Origin of the sequence: Pseudomonas sp. URMO17WK12:I6, from assembly GCF_003253625.1 — a bacterium.
Taxonomy (GTDB): Bacteria; Pseudomonadota; Gammaproteobacteria; order Pseudomonadales; family Pseudomonadaceae; genus Aquipseudomonas.
The window spans coordinates 693,400-710,432 of the sequence record NZ_QKYZ01000001.1 but is presented as its reverse complement, the minus strand read 5'-3'; the positions used below and the strand labels follow the sequence as shown (position 1 = coordinate 710,432).

Here is a 17,033-nt window from a genome sequence, read left to right as displayed (position 1 = left end):
GCCCCCCAACAAACCCCGGAGAAATCCGGGGTTTGTCGTTTCTGCCTACCCCGCTATCATTCGCCGCATCTTCCGGGGGATTTGACTGATGCTTAATGGCCTGTGGCTTGGCTTCTTCATCGTGGCAGCCGTATCGGCGCTGGCGCAGTGGCTGATCGGTGGTAACGCCGGGATCTTTGCGGCGATGGTGGAAAGTATTTTCGCCATGGCCAAATTGTCGGTCGAGGTCATGGTCCTGTTGTTCGGCACCCTCACCCTCTGGCTGGGCTTTCTGCGGATCGCCGAGAAGGCCGGGATCGTCGAGTGGCTGGCCAAGGCGCTGGGGCCACTGTTCCTGCGCCTGATGCCGGAAGTGCCGGCCGGCCATCCCGCCATCGGCCTGATCACCCTGAACTTCGCCGCCAACGGCCTGGGCCTGGACAACGCCGCCACACCGATCGGCCTCAAAGCCATGAAGGCGCTGCAAGAGCTCAACCCCAGTGCAACGATCGCCAGCAACGCGCAGATCCTCTTCCTGGTGCTCAACGCCTCCTCCCTGACCCTGCTACCCGTGACGATCTTCATGTACCGCGCCCAGCAAGGCGCGCCCGATCCGACGCTGGTGTTCCTGCCGATCCTGCTCGCCACCAGTTGCTCAACCATCGTCGGCTTCCTGACCGTAGCGTTCATGCAACGCCTGCGCATCTGGGACCCGGTGGTGCTGGCATACCTGATTCCCGGCGCCCTCGCCCTTGGCGGCTTCATGGCACTGCTGGCGACGCTCTCGGCGACCGCGCTGGCGAGCCTGTCATCGGTCCTCGGCAACGTGACGCTGTTCGGCTTGATCATGCTGTTTATGATCATCGGCGCATTACGCAAGGTGAAGGTCTACGAGGCATTCGTCGAAGGCGCCAAAGAAGGCTTCGACGTCGCCAAGAACCTGCTGCCATATCTGGTGGCGATGCTCTGCGCCGTGGGTGTGCTGCGGGCGTCCGGGGCGCTGGACTTCGGTCTGGACGGGATTCGTCACCTGGTGGCGTGGGCCGGGTGGGACACACGCTTCGTCGATGCGCTGCCGACGGCCATGGTCAAACCGTTCTCCGGCAGTGCCGCCCGGGCAATGCTGATTGAAACCATGAAGACCGAGGGGGTGGACAGCTTCCCGGCGCTGGTGGCGGCGACAGTCCAGGGCAGTACCGAAACGACCTTCTATGTCTTGGCGGTGTATTTCGGCGCGGTGGGCATCCAGCGTGCACGGCATGCAGTGGGCTGTGCGCTGCTGGCGGAGCTTGGCGGGGTGCTGGGGGCCATCGGGGTTTGCTACTGGTTCTTCGGCTAAACGAAAACCCTGTGGGGGCAAACCCACTCCCACAGGGTTCAGCGGTGGCTTCAGGGCCTCAGCGGCGGCACGACTTTCTGACCCTGCTCCACCGTCCAGGCCACCACCTGCGCCGTCAACTGGTCGCTGGCCTGGCCGAACCCGGCGACCACCGCCGGCACCTTCACATCGCTCAACGGCTGACGCACTTCAAAGCGCCGACTGGCGAGGATGCGCTGGTCATACCCACGCACCAGCAATGCATCCAGCCGCACGACCACGCTCGCCGTCGTGCCTTGGTATTCGGTCTGGAACGCCTGCAGGTTGCCGCCCAGCTCCAGGTCCGCCTGCAAATTGCTGTCATCGGTGCTGAGCAACGGCACCCGACCGTCACGCTGGAAACCATCGAGCAGACGATTGCGCAGCAGCACCGGCGCCGGGTCGCTCCAGCGGGAAGCCTTGTAGCTGCTGATCAGGTCACCCTGAGGGATCACGGCGATCTTCGGGTTGTTCAAGGCTTCGCTCGTCTGCGGCTTGGCCAGCCGCAGCGACCAGTGCAGCGCCGTGCTGTGATTGGCCGGTGCGCCGCTCTGGGCCGAGGGCAACCGGTAGACATCGGATGGCTCGGACTTGGGCAGAATCGAGCAGGCACTGGTCAGGGCAAAACCGACAGCCAAGGCTAACGGGATCAGCTTCATGGCGTGAACTCCTTGTTCTTGTCACTGCCCAGCAGGTAACCGCTGGGGTTGGCCTCAAGCCGCTGGGAAATGGTGCGCAGCGAGCTCAAGGTGTCGCGCAACTCACGCACTGCCGGCGCCAGGCCATTGAGGCCCTGCATGCCGTTGTTGAGGGAATCCTGATTAGTGGTGAGCAATGAGTTGATGGTCGCGCTGCTCCGTTCCAGGGACTTCATGGCTTGCTCGGCACTGCCAAACATCTGCTTGCCCTGATCGTTGAGCAGGCTGTTGGCGTTGCGCATCAGCCCAGCGGTTTGTTCGAGTGTGGCGGAGGCCTGTTTACTGATCGACGCCAGTTGCTGCATGGCCTGGCCGATGTCGCCGCGCTGGTCGGCGATGATGCCGGTGGTTTGCTCCAGATGCTCAAGGGTCTTGCTGATGCGCTCGACGTTTTCCGAAGAAAACATCTGATTGGCGTTCTGCATCAACACGTTCACACCGGTCATCAGATCGTTACTGTCGCTCATCAAACGGGCGATAGGCGAGGGTGATGCCACGATGGTCGGCAAATTGCCGCCCTTGCCCTTGAGCGTCGGACTTTGCGGTGTACCACCGCTGAGCTGAATGATCGAGGTGCCGGTGATCCCGGTCAGCGCCAGTTTGGCCTGGGTGTCTTCCTTGATCGGGGTATCGCCGCCCAGGCGGATCCGCGCCAACACCCGGCGTGGATCGTTCGGGTCCAGGCGCAGCGTCACTACGTCGCCGACCTTGATCCCGCTGTACTGCACGGCGCTGCCCTTGGACAAACCGCTGACCGCCTCGTTGAAGACGATTTCGTAATCCTTGAATTCGGTGTCGACGCTGGACTTGGCCAGCCACAGACCGAAGAGCAGGGCGCCTGCCACCACTATGACGGTGAACAGGCCGATCAATACGTGATGGGCTCGGGTTTCCATGTCAGACCTCGTTGAGCTGGTTAGCGGCCGTCAGCGCCGCGCGGCCGCGAGGGCCATGGAAGTATTCGTGAATCCACGCGTCGTCGGTTTCCGAAACCTTGTCGATGGCATCCGCCACCAGTACTTTCTTTTGCGCCAGCACCGCCACCCGGTCGGTGATGGTGTAGAGCGTGTCGAGGTCGTGGGTGACCAGAAACACACTCAAACCCAACGCGTCGCGCAGGGTCAGAATCAATTGATCGAACGCCGCCGCGCCAATCGGGTCGAGACCAGCGGTGGGCTCGTCGAGAAACAGAATGTCCGGGTCCAGCGCCAACGCCCGGGCCAGGGCGGCGCGCTTGATCATGCCGCCAGACAGTGAAGCAGGGTACTTGTCGGCCGCCGACAAGGGCAATCCGGCCAATGCCAGTTTCACCGCCGCCAGGTGCTCGGCATCGGTACGGCTCAGGCCGGCGTGTTCGATAAGGGGCAGGGCGACGTTCTCGGTCACTGTCAGCGAAGAGAACAGGGCGCCTTTCTGGAACAACACGCCGAAGCGCCGCTCGACCAGCGAACGCTCGTGCTCCGACAGGCTCGGCAAGTTCTTGCCGAAGACCTTCACCAGCCCTTCGCTGGGCTGGCGCAAGCCGACGATGCTGCGCAACAGCACCGATTTGCCGCTGCCGGAACCGCCGACCACCGCCAGAATTTCGCCTTTGTACAAATCCAGGTCGAGGTTCTCGTGCACGCTCTGGCGGCCGAAGCGATTGCACAGCCCACGGACTTCGATCACCGCCTCGGAAGGCGCTCGGGGTAGACGACTCACCAGCCCATCTCCATGAAAAACAATGCGGCCACGGCATCGAGGACGATCACCACGAAAATCGACTGCACCACACTCGACGTGGTGTGCGCGCCGACGGACTCGGCGCTGCCGCTGACCTTGAAGCCTTCAAGACAGCCGATGGCGGCGATCAGGAACGCAAAAATCGGCGCTTTGACGATCCCCACCAGGAAGTGCTGAACGCCGATGTCCGATTGCAGCAGCGACAGGAACATCGCCGGCGATATATCCAGCGACAGCGCACACACCACGCCACCGCCGACAATCCCCGACAACATCGCCAGGAAGGTCAGCATCGGCAGCGCCACCAGCAACGCCAATACCCGCGGCACCACCAGCAACTCCATCGGGTCGAGGCCGAGGGTGCGGATCGCGTCGATCTCTTCGTTGGCCTTCATCGAGCCGATCTGCGCGGTGAACGCACTGGCGGTGCGGCCGGCCATCAGGATCGCGGTGAGCAACACGCCGAATTCGCGCAAAAAAGAAAACGCCACCAGGTCCACGGTAAAAATGCTCGCGCCGAAGCTCGCCAGCACAGTCGCACCGAGAAACGCTACCACGGCGCCCACCATAAAGGTCAGCAGGGCGACGATGGGAGCGGCGTCGAGGCCGGTCTGTTCAATGTGCGCGACCATCGGCGTGAGGCGCCAGCGCTTGGGACAAAACAGCCCGCGCGCGATGGTTTGCAGGATCAGGCCGACAAAACCCAGCACCTGCAGGGCGTCCTGCCAGACCGCATCGACCGCACGGCCGATACGGGTCAGCAGTTGAATGCCGACGCTGATTTCCGGCTCTTTGATCGGCACGCAGAAATCAGTCAGCGAGCAATACACCGTCTGCAGCAAGGCGCGATCGGCGGAGGAAAGGGTGCAATCAGGGTGTTCGGCGGACTTGCCCAGACGCTCGGAACCCAGCAACTCCACCAACAGCGATGCACCCGCCGTGTCCAGGGCACCGAGGCCGTTGAGGTCGATGGGGGTGTTGTTGTCGTATTGGCCACGGAGCTTTTCGCTCAGGTGGCTGAGATCGGCGTAATGAGCGAGCGTCCAGTCACCCGTGACCCGCAGCAGGGCAGGGATGTGCGAGGTATCCAGTCGGACATTGCCAGGCGTTGTGCTGCTGGTCATAAGCTCCTGCTTGTTCGGCAATTGCGCAGACCAGATTAATAGCACGAACCGCGTTACTTATCTTTGATGGGTGTGCTGTCCATGACCTTGAAGCGCAGCACGCCGATCAACTGGCCGTCTTCGGTGAGCACCCGAACTTGCCATTTACCCGCGGGATTGCCGGGGAAATTCTGCTTGTGGGTCCAGGCGCGGTAGCCTTCCTTGCGCCCGCCGTGGATATCCAGAGGGATGCGGTCGACCTCTTTACCGTTGAACATCCAGACGTGATAAATCCGCTCGTCCAGCCCCCGTGGGGCATTGATCGCGGTGTAGGCGTACAAACCGTCGCCACGAATCTGCTCGGCGCTGACTTCTTCCAGGCTCTTGCCGGGGGTGCGGTCCTGCATTTGGGTGCTGATCGCCACATCGGTCATCCACAGGGTGGCCGGCGGAACCCAGGAACGCAGCACCCAGCCGACAGCGCCGATGCCCACGGTGATGCTGAGGATCGCCAACGCATTGCGCACGGTCCGAATCGGGAAGATCGACGCCAGACTGGGGAACGACAGCACCATGGCGATGCCCAGCGCCAGTTTGAAGCTCTGGGAGGTGGTCAGGTGCAGGATGACGGGCAGGGCGGTCAGCAGGGCGGCGAAGAGGGTCAGGGTATGCAGCGCCAGGAACGCCCAGCGGCGCGGCGCCAGCCATTTGTAGTAGAGCGGGTCGGTGATCGAGATCAACGCCGCCATGCCCAACAACCCCGTGAAAAACAGTTGGCCGCTGTTCCAGGTGGTGGTGATGAAAAAGAACGGCAGGACGAAGAACAGGCTTTCCTGATGGATCATCTGCGTCGCATAACGCAGCAGGGGCTGGGGTATTTCGCGCTTGAAGACCTTGGCGAACAACTCAGTGAGGCTGTTTTCCAGCATCAGCCAGACCCAGCTGACCAGCATGATGGTGGTGATCCAGGTCGCCAGGCCTTGCTGGCGATCCACCAAGATGAAGCTGCCGACCCCGGAAATGAAACCGCCGAGCGCGATGACCCCGGGGTAGCGCTTCATCAATTCCAGGATGCGCTGTATGTACAGGGTCAGAGTCGGCATTCGGCGGTTCACAATAGTCGTGGGAAAAATCCCCGACAGGGTACCGTCCGAGGGGGCCTGTGGCGAGGGTTCCGGTTACGTTGACCAACCCCAAAACCCTGTGGCGAGGGAGCTTGCTCCCGCTGGGTCGCGAAGCGGCCCTAAAAACCACCCACCGCGTAATTTCAAGTAGATCTCCGATACCGGTTTACGGCTGCTGCGCAGCCGAGCGGGAGCAAGCTCCCTCGCCACAGGGAAATAACTACTTTCTGCGGTGAACACGCCAACCCAATGCCCCAAGCACCATCAATCCAAATACCCCGGCAATCGCCCACATCAACTGATCATAACTCACCAACGGCTTCTCGATCCGCAAATACCCCGGTTGCAGCAGCAACTCACGCATCGCCTGGTTCGCCTCGGCCAGCGTCACTTCTTGCAGTGCCTTGGCCGGGTTGGTGAAATGGCCGTCCTCGTAGTCCCCAAGGGCGCTCCAGTAGTAATCCGCCAGGGCGCTATTGCCTTGCACGGCCCAGGCCTGACGGGCGATGGCGGCCTGCTTGAGGCGGGCGAAGGTGGTGGCGTCGAGACCGTCCTTGAGCAAACCGGCTTTGAGCTCATCCAGCACCTGTTCAGCTGCCGGCACGTCGCCGCGTTCAAGATCGGCGTTCAGGCTCATGAAGCCCACTCCGCCAAACACCTCACGCTCGGCCGAGGGCCCATAGGACAACCCATGGACCAGGCGCAGTTGGCGATAAAGCGCCCAGTCCAGGTAGTCCTTGAGCAGATCGAACGTTTCGTCGGGCTGGTCTTCCTGCACCGGTTCCGGCACCAGCCAGTGCAACTTGGCGCCGCCACCGACAAAACCGTGGCTCAGAGTACGCTCGTGGGCCGCGCTGGCCTGGATTGTCGGCAAGGGCAGGTGATCGGCAGGCTCGACGGCTACGAGCGCGCCATACGCCCGTTCCAGATAGGCCGGCAGCAAGCGGTCGAGCTCGCCGACCACGATCAGGGTCATGTTGTTGGGCGCGTACCAGGCTTTGCGCACCTTCTCCAGTTGCTCGCGGGTCAGGTGACTGACTTCGGCGCGCTCCTGGCATTTGAGGCCCAGTTCCACCGCCAACTGATTACTGGCGGTGTGGCCCAGGTCCTGGCGATCCAGCCAGCGTTGCAGGTGCGAATAATGGCCACCGTCTTCGCGCTCGACCACCTGCTTGGCGACGTTGATAGCGTTGTCGTCGATACGGGTCTGGGTCAGCAGAGCCAACAACAGATCGAGGGCCTTACGCTGGTTTTTCGCCGGTGCTTCGATGACGAACGTGGTGTCGGCGTTGCTGGTGTAAGCGTTCCACTCACCACCCAGGGCCTGCATGCGCTCCTCCAGACCACCTTCGCCGGTGGCGTCGATGCCGCTGAACAGCAAGTGTTCGAGCAGATGCGGCAGCTCCTTGTCGGCGCAGCTGAAATCATCCAGACCCACGCCGACTACCAGCCGAATCGCCACATGCCCGCGCTCGGTGCCCGGTTTGAGGACCAATTGCAGACCGTTGGGCAGCGTATAGCCCTCGACCTGAAAGCGATCCAGGGCAAATGAGGGCAGGGCGCCGAGCAACAGACAAGCGAATAGCAGACAACGCATAACGAGTTTCCGTACGACAGCGTAAGTACAACAGACTTCAGGCAACTGTGGACGTTCAGGGTGAATGAGTGATGTCAGCCAAATCGTCGACCGCCAGAGCACCGGTGTCCGAAGTGCCCAACACCGCATAGGCACTGCTGCAAAACAGCGAATTGAGGCGCCTCATATCAGCGATCAGCTCCAGATGCAGCGAACTGGTCTCGATGCTTTGCACAATCTTACGGTGCAAACGACTGACATGAGCGTGGGCCAGGCGGCGTTCCTGTGCGCGAAAGCGACGTTTCTCACGCAGTAACTGGCGAGCACTTTCCGGATCGGAACTGAGGAACACCGACAACCCCAGGCGCAGGTTGGCAATCAGCTGGCTGTGCAGGCCCGCCAATTCTTCCAGACCGACCTCGGAAAACGACCGCCGCTGCGCGGTTTTCTGCTGCTGAACCTTGCGCAGCATGCGTTCGATCAGGTCACTGGCCAGTTTCAGGTTAATCGCCAGCTCGATGGTTTCAGCCCACCGTTGGCTATCTTGTTCGCTGAGGTCTTCCCGAGGCATTTGCGCCAGATAGAGTTTGATCGCGCTGTAGAGCGCTTCGACATCATCGGTCAGGCGTCGGATTTCCTGGGTAACGGCGGTCTGTTTGCCACGCAGTACGGCGAGCATGGCTTCGAGCATGTTGTCGACCAGATCGCCGATGCGCAGGGTTTCCCGGGCGGCATTGGCCAGCGCCAGGCTAGGGGTCACCAAAGCCGTCGGGTCAAGGTGCCGCGGCTTGGCCGTGCCGTTGATGTCCGGCCGCTCCGGCAGCAGCCAAGCACAGAGCCTGGCCATCAGCCCGACGCTGGGCAACAGGATCAGGCAGCGCGCGGTGTTGTAGAGCAGGTGGAAGCCGATGACCATTTCCTGAGCGCTGAAGTCGAAGCTGTCGATCCAGTGCACCAGTGGATCGAGCACCGGAATGATCAGCAGCAGACCAATCAGTTTGTACAACAGGCTGCCCAGCGCCACCTGACGGCCGGCGGCGTTCTGCATGCTGGTGCTGAGGAAGGCGAGAACGCCGCTGCCGATGTTGGCGCCGATCACCAGGCCGATGGCCACTGGCAGGCTGATCACGCTGGCACCGGCGAGGGTCGCGGTCAGCAATACGGCGGCCAGGCTGGAGTATGAAATCATCGCGAACAGTGCACCGACCAGCGCATCGAGCAAGATATCGCCGGTCAGAGAGGCAAAAATCACCTTCACTCCCTGAGCATGAGTGATCGGCGTGGCGGCCTCGACGATCAGTTGCAGCGCCAGAATGATCAGCCCCAGACCGATGCTGACCCGCCCCATCTGCCCGACCCGGGTCTGCTTGCGCGACAGAAAGAAAATCACCCCGAGAAAGATCAGCAGCGGTGACAGCCACGACAGGTCGAGGGTCAGTACCCGCGCCATCAGTGCGGTACCGACGTCGGCACCGAGCATCGTCGCCAGGGCCGGGGTCAGCGCCATCAGGCCCTGACCGACAAATGAGGTGACGAGCATGGCGGTGGCGTTGCTGCTCTGGACCATGGCGGTCACCATGATCCCGGCGATAAACGCCAGCCAGCGCCTGGCCATGTTCTGGCCGATCACATGGCGCAAGTTGGAGCCATAAACCCGCAGGATGCCGGTTCGGACGATGTGCGTGCCCCAGATCAGCAAGGCCACGGCCGATAATAAATTGAGCAGGGTGAGCATACAGGCCCCCTGTGGTGGTAGCGCCCCAGCGGGGCAAGTTAACGATGCCGCGTTCTTCTACGTTCTGTACTTAAGCTGTAGTTGGCTAACGGTCTGGACGCCAGCATCGCATAGCTAAAGAAGCGATTGAAACAAAACTGTCATGAAAACAGTTTGATGCAGACATGACAAAGGGGCCCGAAGGCCCCTTTGTCACAGCAGGGTGTTCGGGTTACTGACCCGGAACATCCTTGCGCAGTTTCACCGGCTCTTGCTGTGTGCGTTTTTTCGCAATCGCGGTGCGCATCCTGATGTTGATCGCTTCCACTGCCAGCGAGAACGCCATGGCGAAGTAGACGTAGCCTTTCGGCACATGCACATCGAAGGATTCGGCAATCAGCACGGTACCGACGATCAACAGGAAAGACAGCGCCAGCATTTTCAGCGACGGGTGCTTGTCGATGAACTCGCTGATGGTGCCGGAAGCCCACATCATCACCAGCACTGCGACGATGATTGCCGCGACCATGACCGGTACGTGGGACACCATGCCAACGGCAGTGATGACGGAGTCCAGCGAGAACACGATGTCGATGATCGCGATCTGGATAATGGTGTAGAGGAAGTTACCGCCCTTGCCACTTGGCTCGTCGCTGGTTTCATCCTCGCCTTCCAGCGCGTGATACATCTCTTGCGAGCTTTTCCACAGCAGGAACAGACCACCGAAGAACAAGATCAGGTCACGCCCGGAAATACCCTGGCCGAACACTTCGAACAGGTCCGCGGTGAGACGCATGACCCAGGTGATCGACAGCAGCAACAGAATCCGGGTGACCATGGCCAGCGCCAGGCCGAAGATCCGGGTACGCGCCTGCATGTGTTTGGGCATGCGGCTGACCAGGATCGAGATCATGATGATGTTGTCGATGCCCAGGACGATCTCCAGGGCGGTCAGGGTGAAGAAGGCAACCCAGATTTCAGGGTTGGTCAGCCATTCCATGTGTATTCCTTTGAGGATGTGTTTAAACCACGAAGGGCCCAGGCTTCAAACAAAGCCTGGACCCCTCATGGCGAGTCTTGGCTTATAGCGTGCTGAACAGTGGAAATATCCCCATCAGCAAGGCCGCCACCAGTATGCACAGGCAAACCAGCACCGCCCACTTCAAGGTGAACCGCTGATGGTCACCGAATTCGATACCGGCCAGGGCCACCAACAGGTAGGTCGATGGTACCAGCGGGCTCAGCAAGTGGACGGGCTGACCGACGATCGAGGCACGTGCCATTTCTACCGCGGTTATACCGTAATGACTGGCGGCTTCAGCAAGCACTGGCAACACGCCGTAATAAAATGCGTCGTTCGACATGAAGAACGTGAACGGCATGCTCACCAGCGCGGTGATCACGGCGAGGTACGGGCCGAGGAAATCCGGGATGACTGCCAGCAGGCTCTTGGACATGGCGTCGACCATGCCGGTGCCCGTCAGGATACCGGTGAAGATACCCGCGGCAAAGATCAACCCGACCACCGCCAACACGCTACCGGCGTGGGCCGCAACGCGGTCCTTCTGCTGTTGCAGGCAAGGATAGTTGACGATCATCGCGATACTGAACGCCACCATGAACAGCACTGGCAGCGGCAACAGGCCGGCGATCAAGGTGCCCATCAGTGCCAGGGTCAGCGCGCCGTTGAACCAGATCAGCTTTGGACGACGGGCGTCCGGGAACTGCGAAACGCTGATTTCGCTGTGGTCGATTTCATCACCGACCAGATGCAATTCACCCAGACGCGCACGCTCGCGTTTACCGTAGACATAGGCAATCGCCAGAATCGCCACCACACCGGCCAGCATCGCCGGAATCATCGGTACGAAGATCGCGGACGGGTCCACATGCAGCGCACTGGCCGCACGAGCGGTCGGACCGCCCCAAGGGGTCATGTTCATCACGCCACCGGCGAGGATGATCAGACCGGCCATGATCCGCGGGCTCATGCCGATGCGGCTGTAGAGCGGCAGCATGGCGGCCACGCAGATCATGTAAGTGGTGGCGCCATCACCGTCCATGGACACGATCAGCGCCAGCACGGCGGTACCGACCGACACCTTCAACGGGTCGCCCTTGACCAGTTTGAGGATCTTGCGCACGGCCGGGTCAAACAGGCCGGAGTCGATCATCAGGGCGAAGTAAAGGATGGCGAACATCAGCATCACGCCGGTCGGCGCAAGCTTGGTGATGCCTTCGAGCATCATCGGGCCGATCTTCGGCGAGAAACCGCCGAACAGGGCGAAGATGATCGGGATGATAATCAGGGCGATCAGCGCGGACAGGCGCTTGGTCATGATCAGGAACATGAACGTGATGACCATGGCAAAGCCAAGGAAAGTCAGCATAGGAATACTCCAGGCGTAGCGCGGCTAGGGAATGGGCGAACCGATGAGGTCAGCGCAGAACGGGAAGCACGAAACGTACGGACGGAGGTGCAGCGAAGAGGCGGATAGGAGCGGACATCAGAATCACCATTGTTGTTGTTAAATGGGCCGGGCGGGCAATGAAACACTCGCGTTGGCCAACCGGTCTGTTGCCGGCAGTGAGGCGATCCTAATCGGGGAAGCTTTCAGCCAGCTTTCGCGGATGAAAGCATTGACCGAATGTACGACCGGTCGTCGGCCGGGTTGAAAGTCAGTAAACACAGGCTCAGGAGGAAAAAACATGGGCGAACTTCACACTGGCGGCTGCCACTGCGGACAAATCCGCTATCAATTCAGCGGGCCATTGCAGGATATCGCCCACTGCCATTGCTCGATTTGCCGGCGGGTCAGCGGCGGGATCGTGACCACCTGGATCACCGTCCCCGCCTCGGCATTTGCCTGGGTCGCGGGTACACCGTCCCGGTATGGCTCATCATCCACTTGCACGCGGTATTTCTGCCCCAACTGCGGGGCGCAGCTGGCGCTGGTAACAACGCTCAGTCCCGAAAGCGTCGACGTGACCATCGCCACCCTTGACCACCCTGAGCAGGCGCCGGCCGAGCGGCATATCTGGACGGACAGTCGGTTGCCCTGGCTGCATCTGGACGAACATTTGCCTGGCGAGGCCGAAGAACAACTCTGATCAGAAAACAGACAGGTCCAGCGGCCGGATCGCACCCATCCAGATCGCGTGCTCGGTGTGGTCGAGCAGATCGTTGCCGGTCTCCGGGTGCAGGAACACCACCAACCCCTTGCGATTGAGCGCCAGCCACGGCAATACCTCGCCAAGGTATTGCGGCTCGAAAGCCAATTGGCAGCTCCAGTCCGGGTGCGGGCCAACCAGGCGTTCATGCACGCGGCCCATCTTCAGTGGAAACAATTGTGCGGCCTGCTCACACAAGGCCCGGGCCTGCGGGAGAGTATTGGCGTCGAAATAGACATGGGCGTGGTAGCCCTTGATCTGTTGCATCTGAAACCCCTTTGAACCTGGTCGAACCCACACCGTTCCCCACAGGTCTTACGTTATATAGGCAGGACGTTCGGAGCACAGCCATGAGAAATGCCGAAACCCCGGTAGTGAAGGTAGTGCTTTATGGTGCCATGAGTAGCCTGGGCAGTGCGCTGATGGCGGAAATGCTGCGGCGCCAACATGAAGTGATCGCGATTCTCGATGACCTGACGGCACTCGCGCCACGCCCCGGATTGCGCACCAAGGCCGGCAATCTGTTCGATGCCAAACGGGTCAAGCAAAGCGTGGCCGGCTGTTCGGCGGTGATCTGCCTGCTGGATGCGCCGGGGTTGCCGATGAACAGCGAACACATCGAAAAATCCATCGTGCCTGGCCCGGTCGAGCAGGTGCTGGCAGTGGATGCACTGATTGACGGCATGCAGGCCGCGGGTATCGCGCGGTTGTTTGTGGTGGGTGATTTCGAGGTGCTGGACGATCCGGAGATAGAAGACGAACTGCAACGCCACGCCGCAGAAGAAATCCGCGAGGCACTGCAAAGCAGCCCATTGCACTGGACCCTGGTGAATGCCCCACGCGGCGTACCAGGACTGTCCATCGAGCACTTCAGTCACGTCAGCACGAGCCTGGAACCTGGCCTGGCCGAACCGCTGGAACGGCTGAACCGAGTTGCCGTCGGGATTGCCGATGAGTTATGGCTGAATTTGCATGTCGGTCAGCATGTGAATTTTGTCGCGACTTCGGAACCGTAAAGCCCTCATACCGCAATCGATGGCAAAGGAAGGCCATTAAGCGATTGCGCACTGCTGGCCTGTTCCGCCATCAACCAATCCACAAATGTTTGAATCAACGCCCCGCGCCGTTTGCGCTGGGGCAGGACCACGTAATAACCCAGCCTGGAAATCACTGTCTCGGCAATCGGTCGACACAACAGACCTTGCGCCAGCAAGTTATCCACAAGGTGCCGCCAACCGATCGCAACGCCCTGGCCGCCAATCGCCGCTTGAATCAGCAAGGTGTAATTGTCGAAGCGCAGTTGCCCCGGCGCTGGCGCCGACGTGATCCCCAGTTCGCGAAACACGCCGCTCCAGTCGAACCAGTTGCTGCTGTGTTCGCCACGCAGGTGCAACAGCGGAAACTCCAGCAATGACTGAGCCGGCAAGGGCAGGGGACGATCCTTCAAGAGCAGCGGGCTGCACACCGGAAACACTTCTTCACTGAACAACCAATGGCTCTCGCCTTGCTTGAACCGGCCATCGCCGAACAGCACCGCCACATCGATATCAGTGCGCAGCATGTTGTGGCTGCGCTCACTGGTAACCAGGCTGACGTCCACTTGAGGATGGGCGGTATGGAAGCGGTGCAGCCGTGGCATCAGCCAGTACGCGGCGAAGGCGAAGTCGGTGGCCACCTGCAACACTTCGTGTTGCTGCTGTGCACTGATCGCGCTCAATCCGGCGTCGATATTCTGTAAACCGAGCTGAACTTGCTCAAATAGAATCGCGCCAGCCTCGGTCAGTTCGATACCGCGATAAATGCGGTCAAACAATCGTGTAGCGAGCTGCTCCTCCAATCGTTTGATCTGCTGACTGATGGCCGGTTGCGTGGTGCCGAGCTCCACTGCAGCGGCAGTGAAACTGCGCTGGCGGGCCGCGGCTTCAAAGGCGCGTAACAGGTCCAGAGACAAATCACCGAGGGCGTCATACATAAGCTGTGCTTATCCTAGTCATTGCCTGGGGTGGGCTTTACCACAATTTCCATGGGTTGCATGCTCGATCACAGCACTCTCGCATAAATATCCACTATGGAATGCCGCGATCACATGAAGCGCAAAAATATTCTTTTCATCATGGCCGATCAAATGGCCGCGCCAATGTTGCCGTTCTACGGCCCTTCGCCCATCAAACTGCCGAATCTGAGCCGCCTCGCCGCCGAAGGCGTGGTGTTCGACGCCGCGTACTGCAACAGCCCGCTCTGCGCACCGTCACGTTTCACCCTGGTCAGCGGTCAGTTGCCGAGCAAGATCGGCGCTTACGACAACGCGGCCGATTTCCCCGCCGACGTTCCGACCTATGCCCACTACCTGCGGCGCCTCGGTTACCGCACCGCGCTGTCGGGCAAAATGCACTTCTGCGGTCCGGACCAGTTGCACGGCTATGAAGAACGCCTGACCAGTGACATCTACCCGGCCGACTACGGTTGGGCGGTGAACTGGGACGAGCCGGACGTGCGGCCGACCTGGTACCACAACATGTCGTCGGTGCTGCAAGCCGGGCCCTGCGTGCGCACCAATCAGCTGGATTTCGACGAAGAGGTGGTGTTCAAGGCCCAGCAATACCTGTTCGATCACATCCGCGAGGATGGCGATCAGCCGTTCTGCCTGACCGTGTCGATGACGCACCCACACGACCCGTACACGATTCCCAAGGCGTTCTGGGATCTGTACGACGACGCCGACATCCCTTTGCCGGAAACACCCGCACAGGATGAACTCGATCCTCACTCCCAGCGCCTGCTCAAAGTCTATGACCTGTGGGACAAGCCGCTGCCTGTGGATAAGATTCGCGACGCGCGCCGTGCCTACTTTGGTGCGTGCAGCTATATCGACAGCAACGTCGGCAAACTCCTGCAAACACTCGAGGAAACCGGGCTGATCGATGACACCATCATCGTGTTCTCCGGTGACCACGGCGACATGCTCGGCGAGCGTGGTCTCTGGTACAAGATGCACTGGTACGAAATGGCCGCCCGCGTACCGCTGCTGATCAGCGCGCCGGGGCAATTCGGCGCCGGACGGGTCAGCGCAGCGGTATCCACCGCCGACCTGCTGCCGACCTTTGTGGAACTGGCCGGCGGCTCATTGGAGCCAGGCCTGCCGCTGGACGGCCGCTCGCTGGTTTCACACCTGCAAGGGCAGGGCGGTCACGACGAGGTGTTCGGTGAATACATGGCCGAAGGCACCATCAGCCCGTTGATGATGATTCGTCGCGGCGCCTACAAATTCATCTACAGCGAAGACGACCCTTGCCTGCTCTTCGATGTGCATAACGACCCGAGTGAACAGGAAGAACTCAGCCATTCGCCGCAACATCGTCAGCTGTTCGAGGATTTTCTCGCCGAAGCACGGGCCAAATGGAATATCCCGGCGATCCACCAACAGGTGCTCGCCAGTCAGCGACGCCGGCGTTTCGTCGCCGACGCCCTGACCATCGGCAAGCTGAAGAGCTGGGACCACCAGCCGCTGGTAGATGCCAGTCAGCAGTACATGCGCAACCACATCGACCTCGACGATCTGGAGCGTAAAGCCCGTTATCCACAACCCTGCCAAAACCAATAATGTTAAGGGGACGTCCATGCAAAAGTTATCCACAGTACTGACAGTCGGGCTTCTGGCTCTGGGCAGCACCTCGGCCTACGCCGAGCAAAGCTGCGAAACGGTGAAGATGGCCGACCCTGGCTGGAGCGACATCGCCGCCACCAACGCCATCACCGGGTTTCTGCTGGACGGCATGGGCTACAAGGCCAAGGTCGACACGCTGGCAGTGCCGATCACCTTTGGCGGTCTGAAGGATGGCCAGGTGGACGTGTTTCTGGGTAACTGGATGCCGGCGCAGCAAGGCTTCTACGACAAGTTCGTGGCCAACGGCGATGTCACGCAGCTGGCGAAGAACCTCGACGGCACCGAGTTCACCCTGGCGGTCCCGGATTACGTCTGGGACGCGGGTGTGCATAACTTTAACGACCTGAACAAGTACGCCGAGCTACACCCCAAAGAAGTCGACAAGAAGATCTATGGCATCGGTTCCGGCGCCCCGGCGAACATTTCGCTGCAAGAGATCATCAAGAAGAATGACTTCGAGATGGGCCAGTGGAAACTGATCGAGTCCAGCGAGCAGGCGATGCTGGCCGAAGTATCCCGCGCGGTGAAGAAACAGAAGTTCGTGACCTTCCTCGGCTGGACGCCACACCCGATGAACGTGCAGTTGAAAATGCATTATCTGAAGGGTGGCGAGAAGTACTTCGGTGACACCGGCAGTGTTTATACACTGACCCGCAAAGGTTATGCACAGGCCTGCCCGAACGTCGGCAAACTGCTCACCAACCTGAGTTTTACTCAGGAAATGGAGAACAGCATCATGGCCGAAGTGGTGAACAAGAAGGTCAGCAACGCCGACGCGGCCAAGGCGTGGATCAAGGCCAATCCGGTGGTGCTGGATAAATGGCTGGAGGGCGTGAAGACCGTGGACGGCAAGGATGCTCTGCCGGCGGTCAAAGCCAAGTTGTAAGGTTCCGCTGTGGCGAGGGAGCTTGCTCCCGCTGGAGGG

Annotated in this window: 16 protein-coding genes; 5 read left to right on the top strand and 11 right to left on the bottom strand. The window is 60.6% G+C overall.

What is annotated here, in order from left to right; translation table 11 throughout:
* Positions 1-88: 88 nt before the first annotated feature.
* A complete protein-coding gene (locus F475_RS03335) occupies positions 89-1,318 on the top strand; it encodes a nucleoside recognition domain-containing protein (RefSeq protein ID WP_111453126.1) in 1,230 nt (409 codons plus the stop codon).
* Between the two features lie 50 nt (positions 1,319-1,368).
* Here F475_RS03335 and F475_RS03330 read toward each other — a convergent pair whose 3' ends face one another.
* The 9 genes from F475_RS03330 to F475_RS03290 form a co-directional block, all read right to left on the bottom strand.
* Positions 1,369-1,995: an ABC-type transport auxiliary lipoprotein family protein gene (locus F475_RS03330; protein ID WP_019651219.1), complete on the bottom strand. Its 627-nt coding sequence runs from the start codon at positions 1,993-1,995 to the stop codon at positions 1,369-1,371.
* Positions 1,992-2,930 (bottom strand): MlaD family protein, encoded by a 939-nt coding sequence (locus F475_RS03325; RefSeq protein WP_018927287.1) that lies wholly within the window; start codon positions 2,928-2,930, stop codon positions 1,992-1,994. Before F475_RS03325 ends, F475_RS03330 begins: the two co-directional genes overlap by 4 nt.
* A gap of 1 nt (position 2,931) precedes the next feature.
* Positions 2,932-3,735, bottom strand: a complete 804-nt coding sequence (locus F475_RS03320) for an ABC transporter ATP-binding protein (RefSeq protein WP_018927288.1) — start codon at positions 3,733-3,735, stop codon at positions 2,932-2,934.
* Positions 3,732-4,880, bottom strand: a complete 1,149-nt coding sequence (locus F475_RS03315; RefSeq protein ID WP_018927289.1) for an ABC transporter permease — start codon at positions 4,878-4,880, stop codon at positions 3,732-3,734. The genes F475_RS03320 and F475_RS03315 overlap by 4 nt, the downstream gene beginning before the upstream one ends.
* Before the next feature lie 53 nt (positions 4,881-4,933).
* The gene (locus tag F475_RS03310; protein WP_028940067.1) at positions 4,934-5,962 is read right to left on the bottom strand and encodes a DUF5924 family protein; all 1,029 of its coding nucleotides are present in this window, start codon (positions 5,960-5,962) and stop codon (positions 4,934-4,936) included.
* Between the two features lie 241 nt (positions 5,963-6,203).
* Positions 6,204-7,580 carry a pitrilysin family protein gene (locus F475_RS03305; protein WP_018927291.1) on the bottom strand — a complete coding sequence of 459 codons (1,377 nt, stop codon included), beginning with the start codon at positions 7,578-7,580 and terminating at the stop codon, positions 6,204-6,206.
* Between the two features lie 55 nt (positions 7,581-7,635).
* Positions 7,636-9,294, bottom strand: a complete 1,659-nt coding sequence (locus F475_RS03300; RefSeq protein WP_018927292.1) for a Na/Pi cotransporter family protein — start codon at positions 9,292-9,294, stop codon at positions 7,636-7,638.
* Positions 9,295-9,505: 211 nt separating this feature from the next.
* Positions 9,506-10,273: a TerC family protein gene (locus F475_RS03295; protein WP_018927293.1), complete on the bottom strand. Its 768-nt coding sequence runs from the start codon at positions 10,271-10,273 to the stop codon at positions 9,506-9,508.
* An 82-nt stretch (positions 10,274-10,355) separates the two neighbouring features.
* On the bottom strand, positions 10,356-11,663 hold the full coding sequence (locus tag F475_RS03290) for a CitMHS family transporter (protein ID WP_018927294.1): 1,308 nt from the start codon (positions 11,661-11,663) through the stop codon (positions 10,356-10,358).
* A gap of 319 nt (positions 11,664-11,982) precedes the next feature.
* On the opposite strand from F475_RS03290, the gene F475_RS03285 reads away from it, so the two are divergent.
* A complete protein-coding gene (locus F475_RS03285; RefSeq protein ID WP_111453125.1) occupies positions 11,983-12,384 on the top strand; it encodes a GFA family protein in 402 nt (133 codons plus the stop codon).
* Here F475_RS03285 and F475_RS03280 read toward each other — a convergent pair whose 3' ends face one another.
* Positions 12,385-12,711: a DOPA 4,5-dioxygenase family protein gene (locus F475_RS03280; RefSeq protein ID WP_019580317.1), complete on the bottom strand. Its 327-nt coding sequence runs from the start codon at positions 12,709-12,711 to the stop codon at positions 12,385-12,387.
* Positions 12,712-12,794: 83 nt separating this feature from the next.
* Here F475_RS03280 and F475_RS03275 point away from each other — a divergent pair, with 83 nt between their 5' ends.
* Positions 12,795-13,460: an NAD(P)-dependent oxidoreductase gene (locus F475_RS03275; protein ID WP_111453124.1), complete on the top strand. Its 666-nt coding sequence runs from the start codon at positions 12,795-12,797 to the stop codon at positions 13,458-13,460.
* Positions 13,461-13,465: 5 nt separating this feature from the next.
* Here the strand turns inward: F475_RS03275 and F475_RS03270 are convergent, their stop codons facing one another.
* On the bottom strand, positions 13,466-14,416 hold the full coding sequence (locus tag F475_RS03270; RefSeq protein ID WP_018927297.1) for a LysR family transcriptional regulator: 951 nt from the start codon (positions 14,414-14,416) through the stop codon (positions 13,466-13,468).
* A 114-nt stretch (positions 14,417-14,530) separates the two neighbouring features.
* On the opposite strand from F475_RS03270, the gene betC reads away from it, so the two are divergent.
* The gene (gene betC / locus F475_RS03265; RefSeq protein ID WP_111453123.1) at positions 14,531-16,045 is read left to right on the top strand and encodes a choline-sulfatase; all 1,515 of its coding nucleotides are present in this window, start codon (positions 14,531-14,533) and stop codon (positions 16,043-16,045) included.
* 16 nt (positions 16,046-16,061) lie between these two features.
* Positions 16,062-16,994 (top strand): choline ABC transporter substrate-binding protein, encoded by a 933-nt coding sequence (gene choX / locus F475_RS03260; RefSeq protein WP_064615651.1) that lies wholly within the window; start codon positions 16,062-16,064, stop codon positions 16,992-16,994.
* Positions 16,995-17,033: the final 39 nt, after the last annotated feature.

Bases quoted from the DNA above. Each gene is read 5' to 3' on its own strand.
- F475_RS03335 (WP_111453126.1), top strand. From the start codon at position 89: ATGCTTAATGGCCTGTGGCTTGGCTTCTTCATCGTGGCAGCCGTATCG.
- F475_RS03330 (WP_019651219.1), bottom strand. From the start codon at position 1,995: ATGAAGCTGATCCCGTTAGCCTTGGCTGTCGGTTTTGCCCTGACCAGT.
- F475_RS03325 (WP_018927287.1), bottom strand. From the start codon at position 2,930: ATGGAAACCCGAGCCCATCACGTATTGATCGGCCTGTTCACCGTCATA.
- F475_RS03315 (WP_018927289.1), bottom strand. From the start codon at position 4,880: ATGACCAGCAGCACAACGCCTGGCAATGTCCGACTGGATACCTCGCAC.
- F475_RS03310 (WP_028940067.1), bottom strand. From the start codon at position 5,962: ATGCCGACTCTGACCCTGTACATACAGCGCATCCTGGAATTGATGAAG.
- F475_RS03305 (WP_018927291.1), bottom strand. From the start codon at position 7,580: ATGCGTTGTCTGCTATTCGCTTGTCTGTTGCTCGGCGCCCTGCCCTCA.
- F475_RS03300 (WP_018927292.1), bottom strand. From the start codon at position 9,294: ATGCTCACCCTGCTCAATTTATTATCGGCCGTGGCCTTGCTGATCTGG.
- F475_RS03295 (WP_018927293.1), bottom strand. From the start codon at position 10,273: ATGGAATGGCTGACCAACCCTGAAATCTGGGTTGCCTTCTTCACCCTG.
- F475_RS03290 (WP_018927294.1), bottom strand. From the start codon at position 11,663: ATGCTGACTTTCCTTGGCTTTGCCATGGTCATCACGTTCATGTTCCTG.
- F475_RS03285 (WP_111453125.1), top strand. From the start codon at position 11,983: ATGGGCGAACTTCACACTGGCGGCTGCCACTGCGGACAAATCCGCTAT.
- F475_RS03280 (WP_019580317.1), bottom strand. From the start codon at position 12,711: ATGCAACAGATCAAGGGCTACCACGCCCATGTCTATTTCGACGCCAAT.
- F475_RS03275 (WP_111453124.1), top strand. From the start codon at position 12,795: ATGAGAAATGCCGAAACCCCGGTAGTGAAGGTAGTGCTTTATGGTGCC.
- F475_RS03270 (WP_018927297.1), bottom strand. From the start codon at position 14,416: ATGTATGACGCCCTCGGTGATTTGTCTCTGGACCTGTTACGCGCCTTT.
- betC (WP_111453123.1), top strand. From the start codon at position 14,531: ATGAAGCGCAAAAATATTCTTTTCATCATGGCCGATCAAATGGCCGCG.
- choX (WP_064615651.1), top strand. From the start codon at position 16,062: ATGCAAAAGTTATCCACAGTACTGACAGTCGGGCTTCTGGCTCTGGGC.